Raw genomic sequence first — 6,855 nt, 5'->3', positions numbered from 1 at the left:
TAAACAGCAAACCGCCCGAACAGGAATCCAAGCGACCTGCCTGTAAATGATTACAAAACCATGTGCTTCAAGCCGAAACAATGTGAAATCACGCAATAATTATGGGTCTGTCCTAGATAACTAGGATAAACCCGATTTTACTAATTGTTTTAAAATGGAAATTTGAACTTTTATCTCACTGTTGTTAAAACGCCGTTCGCACTCCTTTAAATACAGCTCAAAATGCCCTTTGGGAATGCCGTTAAACTTGCGTAAATGACGTTTTGCCCGGTTCCAAAAGTTCTCAATTCCATCGATATGGTTTTGTCGTTCGGCAAAATGTGTGCTGTGATTGATACGAAAACGAAGTTTCAGCGAAGCTAAAATGGCTAAATTCGCCCACATCCAATACATCATAGCTACGATAACAATCCGTATAAACAATGCCGTCAGGTTTCACCTGTTCACGGATAATAGGAAATAAAGTAGCGGTTTGAGTATTCGGTACAGCAACTGTATAAACCTTATATATTGCGTCCTATCAGAGGGGCGCATTACTTTTCTTACCATTTCGCTTCAAAAGACCGAATACGGCGACTTTACCGGCAGCACTGCGTTTGCCTTTGCGTTGCCCGCCAAAATAACTTTCATCTGCTTCTGCTTCGCCATCAAACATTTCCAAATGCGGACTGTTTTGATAAATAAGTAATCGTAAACGATGAAAATAATGGGCTGCGGTATTTTTATTAACGCCTACTAACTCTGCTGCTGTTCTTGCAGTTACACCTGCGACAAATAGCCCAATGAGTTTATTTTGTTTATACCGGCTTAGACGACTTTTTCTCATAGGGATAATTCTAACTTAATTTGAATTTCCCTAGTTATCTAGGACAGCCCCTAACTTAAACTCAACAAGTAGCATGTGTGCGGAACGCACGCATGCGGTTCTCAAGGTTTGAGCTAAGAGGCCGTCTGAAAACAGAAAAAATGTTTCAGACGGCCTTTGTTTAACGTCACCAAGTCAGTAATGCCGCTGCGCCCTATGCCTCCGAAGCAGTAGGCAGAACATTCGGCCACGGAGAAAACAAAAACGAAACCGCCCGGGCAATCGGACATTTCCTTTTAGGTGCAGCGGTTGCCCGCGTCAACGGTGGTAATTTTGCTACCGGCGGCTTGGCAGCAGTTGCAGCTGAAAAGGCAGCGGAACATCTTGGTCAACAGTATAACGATGGTAAAACCGCAATCGATCCGCAACAGGCGAGTTCAATGCCAACCTGCTGCCGGAACATATCAAAGAAGAAATCAAATGAAAGAGCGGGGTGATTGCATCACTGACGGGAGCGGCCGTGGGCGGCACGCCGATAGATGTGCAAATCTGAGGGTCGGTCGGACAGAATGGAGTAGAGAATAATTTAGTGGGTATATCATATGTTGTATTGACTGATTTTTCGCATACTCACTGATTTTTTAAAATCTTTTTACATGGTTATAGAAATCTCGGTGTGGGAAAGTGATAAAAGTTTTAGGTTGTGTATATGTCGCAGCATTGAGACCTTATCTTAAGATATGAATATTAGCTTAGAGTTTCAAAGAGAATGCGGCAAAGGTTTAAGGAGTCAGGTTTTGCCTTCTGACGATGGCGCGGATAACGGTGCGGTTGGGGTGTAGGGCGTGGCGCAGGCGTTGTGAAAAGGGATGGGGCAAGCCTAGGATTTCGGCTGCAACGGCGGCGGCGCAGATGGGGGCGGTGGCGAGTCCGCGGGTGCCGTGCGCGGTGTTGACGTAGGCATTAGGCAGATATGGGCATGGGGCGTCGATGCGGTAGTTTTTGTCCAGCGCAAGTTTGGCGTAAGTTTGTTGCATGGCGGCAATGTCGCCGAGTGCGCCGACGATGGGGAGATGGTCGGGGTTGTCGCAGCGCATGGCGGCGTGCCCTTGGTATTTTTGAGGGTTTGGGTTGGTAGTAAACAATGATTCGGCAAGGGAGGGCTCAAGATGTGCCAATGCTTGGCGGTTTGAGGTTTCTTCGGCGTCGTTCCATCCGGTATGGCTGCTGTTGGGAATAAAACTTGCACCGTAGCAGTGCAGCCCGTGCCATGACGGGCTGATGTAACTCTCGCCTGAAACGGCGCAACGCAGTTGTTCGGAAAATGGGGTGGATGGTGTGAGGCCGGTTTGTCCGCGTATTTGCCTGAGGGGTAGGGAGGAGAGGTTGGTTTCAGGCAGGTAGGAGCTGTGCGCACCGGTGCAATAGATGATGTGTGTGGCGGAAAATATGCCGTTTGGCGTGGTCGCAATCCACTTCTCTCCGTCGTGGGAAATGTCGATTAACGGTGTGTCTTCGTGTAGTCCAATCAGTGGATGGTTTAGGAGGGCGTGGATGAATGCGGGCGGATTGAGCCATACGCCGTGCTGCCAGAAGAGGCCGCATGATGGTTCGGTGTAGGGAGCAGTGAGCGGGATACCGGCGATTTTTTCAGCTTCTGCAGACGTGATGCTGCGGTAGAGGTGTGCATGGTGTTTTTGTAACCCCAATTCGTGATTGCGACGGTATTCGTCTTGGTTGTAATTGAGGTGGATAATGCCGTTTCCGCCCCATGTGTCGGAGTCGGGCAGGATGTGTTCGAGCAGGCGTTTGGTGTAACCGTAGCCGGTGAGCAAAAGTTCGGTTTGTTCGGTATCGTGTGGCGAGATTTTGGCATAAAGCAGCCCTTGACGGTTTCCGCTGGCGGCTGATGCGGCTTTGCCTGCGTCCAATACGGTAACGGATATGCCGTATTCTGCCAGTATGTAGGCGGTTGCCGCTCCGGATATGCCTGCACCGATGACGAGGATGTGTTTCGGTTTTTGCCGTTCGGACGTGTACGGATGTGCAAACCAAGGTTTGTCGGGTGTGTTTTCTGCTTGTGCGGCCGCTTCGGACTGCCATGAAATATGTTGGAAATGTTCGTGCAGGCGGTTGGTGCGCGAAGGTGGAACCAGCCAGAAACGGACATCGGGCAGGATGTGTTCGATCAGATTGATGCTGTTGAATTGTAGGCACTGCAGTGCTTGTTCTAAACGGTGTTTCAGACGGCATTCTCCGTTTGAAGCATCTTGTGCGGTTTGAAAATCGGGAATCTTATAATCGGGGAGGCAGATAATCAGGTTGAGCGGTTGCGTGCGTTTGTCGATAATATTGTAAAGTGTGCGGATGTTGGGAATGCCGTTCCATGCGAGATTGTCCATATCAATGCCGTCTGAAATGTGGGTTTGAATATCGGTATCGGGATAAAGCTGTTAAAATACCTGCCGTTTAAAGGCACGTATGCGCCTGCCGGATATTGTATGCCGAATCGAGGTGTTTTTTGAATAATATTCCTGTTGAAATCCGGTTGTTGAAAAACCGTACCGTGTTGGTTTTGACTTATGGGGACGAACCTAAGGAGCTGTCCGCCGAATTTTTACGCGTGCATTCTCCGAGTGCGGAAGTGCGCGGACACGGCGTGGGACAGGATGTTTTGCAGACCGGCAAGGCGGATGTTCAGATTACGGATTTGCAGCCTGTCGGACAGTACGCGCTGAAAATCAGTTTTTCGGACGGGCACGACAGCGGTCTTTACGATTGGGCGTATCTGCACAGACTGGCATACGGATACGATGCGATGTGGCAGGAATATTTGGACAAATTGGCGGCGGCGGGTGCGTCGCGTTTTGAAAAGCAATCAGATTGTTAAGTTTGGGATGCCGTAGGGCGGTATCAGAGAGGTGGTTAGAATATGGGCGGACAAAAAACGCATTTCGGGTTCAGCACGGTCAACGAAGATGAGAAAGCCGGCAAAGTGGCGGAAGTGTTCCACTCCGTCGCCAAAAACTACGACATTATGAATGATGTGATGTCGGCAGGGCTGCACCGCGTATGGAAACACTTTACCATCCATACGGCGCACCTGAAAAAAGGCGATAAAGTGTTGGACATTGCGGGTGGTACGGGCGATTTGTCGCGCGGTTGGGCAAAACGCGTCGGCAAAGAGGGCGAAGTTTGGCTGACCGATATTAATTCTTCTATGCTGACCGTCGGACGCGACCGTCTGTTGAACGAAGGTATGATTCTCCCCGTATCGCTTGCCGATGCGGAAAAACTGCCTTTCCCCGACAATTATTTCAACTTGGTTTCCGTGGCGTTCGGCTTGCGGAATATGACGCATAAAGATGTCGCGCTGAAAGAGATGTACCGTGTTTTGAAACCGGGCGGCACGTTGCTGGTGTTGGAGTTTTCCAAAATCTACAAGCCGCTCGAAGGCGCGTATGATTTCTATTCGTTCAAGCTGCTGCCGGTCATGGGCAGGCTGATTGCGAAAGATGCGGACAGCTACCAGTATCTCGCCGAATCCATCCGCATGCACCCCGACCAGGAAACTTTGAAACAGATGATGCTGGATGCGGGCTTCGACAGCGTGGATTATCACAATATGAGTGCGGGCATCGTCGCACTGCATAAGGGCGTGAAATTTTAAACAGACTGCCTGTGCGGCCAATGCCGTCTGAACACGTTTCAGACGGCATTTTTGTGTTTTTTGAGACAAAGGTTTTAAATCTTAAAAATTAATTCACATACATATCAATAAGTTATAAACTTTTTAAAAAATAGGAACAATTATCATTTGCAAGATTGGGAGATGTCTGTATAATGCATTCAATCCAGTAAACAACGCAGCAGACGAAAGGAGGGAAAAATGCCGGAAAGTATTTTCAAACAGATTTCCTCCGATATTTTGAGGCTGCACCGTGATTCTGTTTATTCCCTGCTTGCCACTTCCGGCTGCAATTGTCAGGTGCATGAGGCGGCGTATGTCAACATCGACGGCAAATATTATATTGCGCTTTCATGCGAGCCCGAGGTGGGGGAAGTTAAAACAGGCATTTTGCTGATTGAAGATGAAAGCCGCAGCATCCGCTTGAGCTGGGTCGGCAGTGCGCGGGAGCTTGACAGAAAGGATAATGCCTATCGGCGCGCCCTGTCCGCGTTGTCCAGAAAGCTGGGGCGGTGTAAGGACAGGCTGCATACGGCGGTTCAACCGTTTTTGTTGGAGCTGGTGCCGGAGAAAGGCAGGTTTTCTGTCGGGGATGAAGAAGTTTGGATTTCTCGAAACGATTTAGTGAGGGCTTTATATCCTGTCGGATACAGTATGCGGCAGGCAGTGTTGCAGATTTAAAGTTTTGGTAGTGGTTTGTGTTCCTTTTGCGCCCCTTTTCCAAGGGGCGATTTTTTTGCACGCGTATTGGCGGCAAAGGAAAAATGCTGTCTGAAACCGGTGTTCGGACGGCATTTCCGTGTGGCGGATTATTCTTCGGGCAAAAGGCGGATACCTTGATTGCCCAGCCGTTTTGACAATTCGGTAACCCTTCCGTGTTTTCCTAAAACAAAATCAGGGAGGATTTCTGCCAAAGGGCGGATGACGAAACTGCGTTCGTGCGCGCGCGGATGCGGCAGGGTGAGTCGGGGGTCGTCGCTGGAGATGCCGTCAAAGTCGATGATGTCCAAATCCAATGTGCGCGGCGCGTTGCGGAAGCTGCGTTCGCGTCCGAAATCAGCCTCGATACGGTTGAGTTCGGCAAGCAGGGCAATGCCGTCCAAGGTGGTGGAAACGGTGCAGACGGCATTGATGAAATCAGGCTGATTGTCGTAACCGACGGGTGCGGTCATATACAGTGAGGAAGCCTGTTCAAGCCGGATGTCAGGATGGGACGACAGTGCGTCCAATGCGCCGCGTATTTGTTGTGCGGGGTTGTCAAGGTTGCTGCCCAAGGCGATGACGGCAAAATGTCTGTTGTTCATGGCAGTGTTTCAGAAAGGCAGGACTTTGGTTTTGGCAAGGTAAACGATACCGCCGACACAGCACATAGCGAGCAGGTAAACGGTGTAGAACTTGGCAGAACGCGGACGGGCGCGCATCATCATCATACCCAATGCGATATAGGCGAGCAGGAGCAGGATTTTTGTGCCGAGCCAAGGCGCGTTGAACGGGGAGAAATGGGTGATCTTCATCAGCCACAATCCTGTAAACAGCAGCATCGTGTCGTTGAGGTGGGGCAGTGCCTTCCAAAAGCCCGTCAAGGGTTTTTCGGGATTTTTCCAAAGCAGGAAAAAGCGGATGTTGAACAACAAAATGGTAACGGTAACGAAGATTTGGTGGCTGTATTTGACAATCAGATACTGCATGGTCGGCTCTTATCAAAATAAGGGTTGGAACTGGTCTATTTTACCGCAAACATTTATTTTTGACGTAACTTTTCAAATGCCAACAGATAGGGCGGGTTGTTTTTCCGGTTGGTAAAGCCGTAACGCAAAACGGCAAACTGTTCTTGAGGCAGGTTTTTTGCCCATTGTTCGACTGCTTCCGCTTCTTGCTTTCCGTTTTCGTGTCCGGGGTAGAGGACGGCAATAAGCATACCGTTTTCTTTCAGTAGGGATAAGGCGGCAGAAAGGGCGGGAATGCTGGTTTCCTTGTCGGTGGTCAGATTCTTGTCGCCTCCGGGCAGCCAGCCGAAATTGAAAACGGCTGCATTTAGCGGTTCTGAAACATATTGTTTCAGGTTTTCGTGTCCGTCTAAGATGAGTTGCACATTGCCGCATCCCGCCTCTTTCAGACGGCATCGGGTGTTGTTCAGGGCTTGGGGCTGGACATCGAATGCCCACACTTTCCCCCGGATGCCTGCGGTTTGTGCGAGGAAAAGGGTGTCGTGTCCGTTGCCGGCGGTGCCGTCCAGCGCATTGCCGCCTTCGGGAAGTGCCTGCCGCAAAAGGCAATGGGCGAATGGAAGGATGTTTTTCAATAACATTTTCAAATGCCGTCTGAAAATAAAAATACCTTACCGATGTCGGTAAGGTATTGA

At 49.6% G+C, this 6,855-nt stretch carries 7 protein-coding genes and 1 pseudogene; 3 read left to right on the top strand and 5 right to left on the bottom strand.

Annotated elements, in window-relative coordinates; genetic code table 11:
* Positions 1-120 precede the first annotated feature (120 nt).
* Positions 121-826 (bottom strand): annotated as a pseudogene (locus Q3O06_RS09285) (IS1595 family transposase).
* Between the two features lie 761 nt (positions 827-1,587).
* Entirely contained in the window at positions 1,588-3,207 is a 1,620-nt protein-coding gene (gene mnmC1 / locus Q3O06_RS09280; protein WP_301818529.1) for an FAD-dependent 5-carboxymethylaminomethyl-2-thiouridine(34) oxidoreductase MnmC1, read from the bottom strand.
* Positions 3,208-3,326: 119 nt separating this feature from the next.
* Here mnmC1 and Q3O06_RS09275 point away from each other — a divergent pair, with 119 nt between their 5' ends.
* The 3 genes from Q3O06_RS09275 (at position 3,327) to Q3O06_RS09265 (ending at position 5,174) form a co-directional block, all read left to right on the top strand.
* Complete coding sequence (locus Q3O06_RS09275; protein ID WP_118792073.1) at positions 3,327-3,695, top strand: gamma-butyrobetaine hydroxylase family protein; 369 nt, start codon at positions 3,327-3,329, stop codon at positions 3,693-3,695.
* Positions 3,696-3,737: 42 nt separating this feature from the next.
* The gene (gene ubiE / locus Q3O06_RS09270) at positions 3,738-4,475 is read left to right on the top strand and encodes a bifunctional demethylmenaquinone methyltransferase/2-methoxy-6-polyprenyl-1,4-benzoquinol methylase UbiE (RefSeq protein ID WP_301818528.1); all 738 of its coding nucleotides are present in this window, start codon (positions 3,738-3,740) and stop codon (positions 4,473-4,475) included.
* A 219-nt stretch (positions 4,476-4,694) separates the two neighbouring features.
* Entirely contained in the window at positions 4,695-5,174 is a 480-nt protein-coding gene (locus Q3O06_RS09265) for an NGO0322 family iron-responsive protein (RefSeq protein ID WP_301818527.1), read from the top strand.
* 128 nt (positions 5,175-5,302) lie between these two features.
* Here Q3O06_RS09265 and folK read toward each other — a convergent pair whose 3' ends face one another.
* Genes folK through mnmM form a run of 3 tightly spaced genes read right to left on the bottom strand, consistent with a single transcriptional unit; the run spans position 5,303 to position 6,801 of the window.
* Positions 5,303-5,797 (bottom strand): 2-amino-4-hydroxy-6-hydroxymethyldihydropteridine diphosphokinase, encoded by a 495-nt coding sequence (gene folK / locus Q3O06_RS09260; protein WP_301818526.1) that lies wholly within the window; start codon positions 5,795-5,797, stop codon positions 5,303-5,305.
* 9 nt (positions 5,798-5,806) lie between these two features.
* Entirely contained in the window at positions 5,807-6,181 is a 375-nt protein-coding gene (locus Q3O06_RS09255) for a SirB2 family protein (protein ID WP_301818525.1), read from the bottom strand.
* Between the two features lie 53 nt (positions 6,182-6,234).
* Complete coding sequence (mnmM, locus tag Q3O06_RS09250) at positions 6,235-6,801, bottom strand: tRNA 5-(aminomethyl)-2-thiouridylate-methyltransferase MnmM (RefSeq protein WP_301818524.1); 567 nt, start codon at positions 6,799-6,801, stop codon at positions 6,235-6,237.
* Positions 6,802-6,855: the final 54 nt, after the last annotated feature.

It is taken from the genome of Neisseria maigaei (assembly GCF_958267405.1).
Classification (GTDB): Bacteria; Pseudomonadota; Gammaproteobacteria; order Burkholderiales; family Neisseriaceae; genus Neisseria; species Neisseria bergeri.
This window is presented reverse-complemented; position numbering and strand designations above follow the sequence as displayed.

Coding starts and splice junctions, on each gene's coding strand:
- mnmC1 (WP_301818529.1), bottom strand. CDS start 3,207: ATGGACAATCTCGCATGGAACGGCATTCCCAACATCCGCACACTTTAC.
- folK (WP_301818526.1), bottom strand. CDS start 5,797: ATGAACAACAGACATTTTGCCGTCATCGCCTTGGGCAGCAACCTTGAC.
- ubiE (WP_301818528.1), top strand. CDS start 3,738: ATGGGCGGACAAAAAACGCATTTCGGGTTCAGCACGGTCAACGAAGAT.
- mnmM (WP_301818524.1), bottom strand. CDS start 6,801: ATGTTATTGAAAAACATCCTTCCATTCGCCCATTGCCTTTTGCGGCAG.
- Q3O06_RS09265 (WP_301818527.1), top strand. CDS start 4,695: ATGCCGGAAAGTATTTTCAAACAGATTTCCTCCGATATTTTGAGGCTG.
- Q3O06_RS09255 (WP_301818525.1), bottom strand. CDS start 6,181: ATGCAGTATCTGATTGTCAAATACAGCCACCAAATCTTCGTTACCGTT.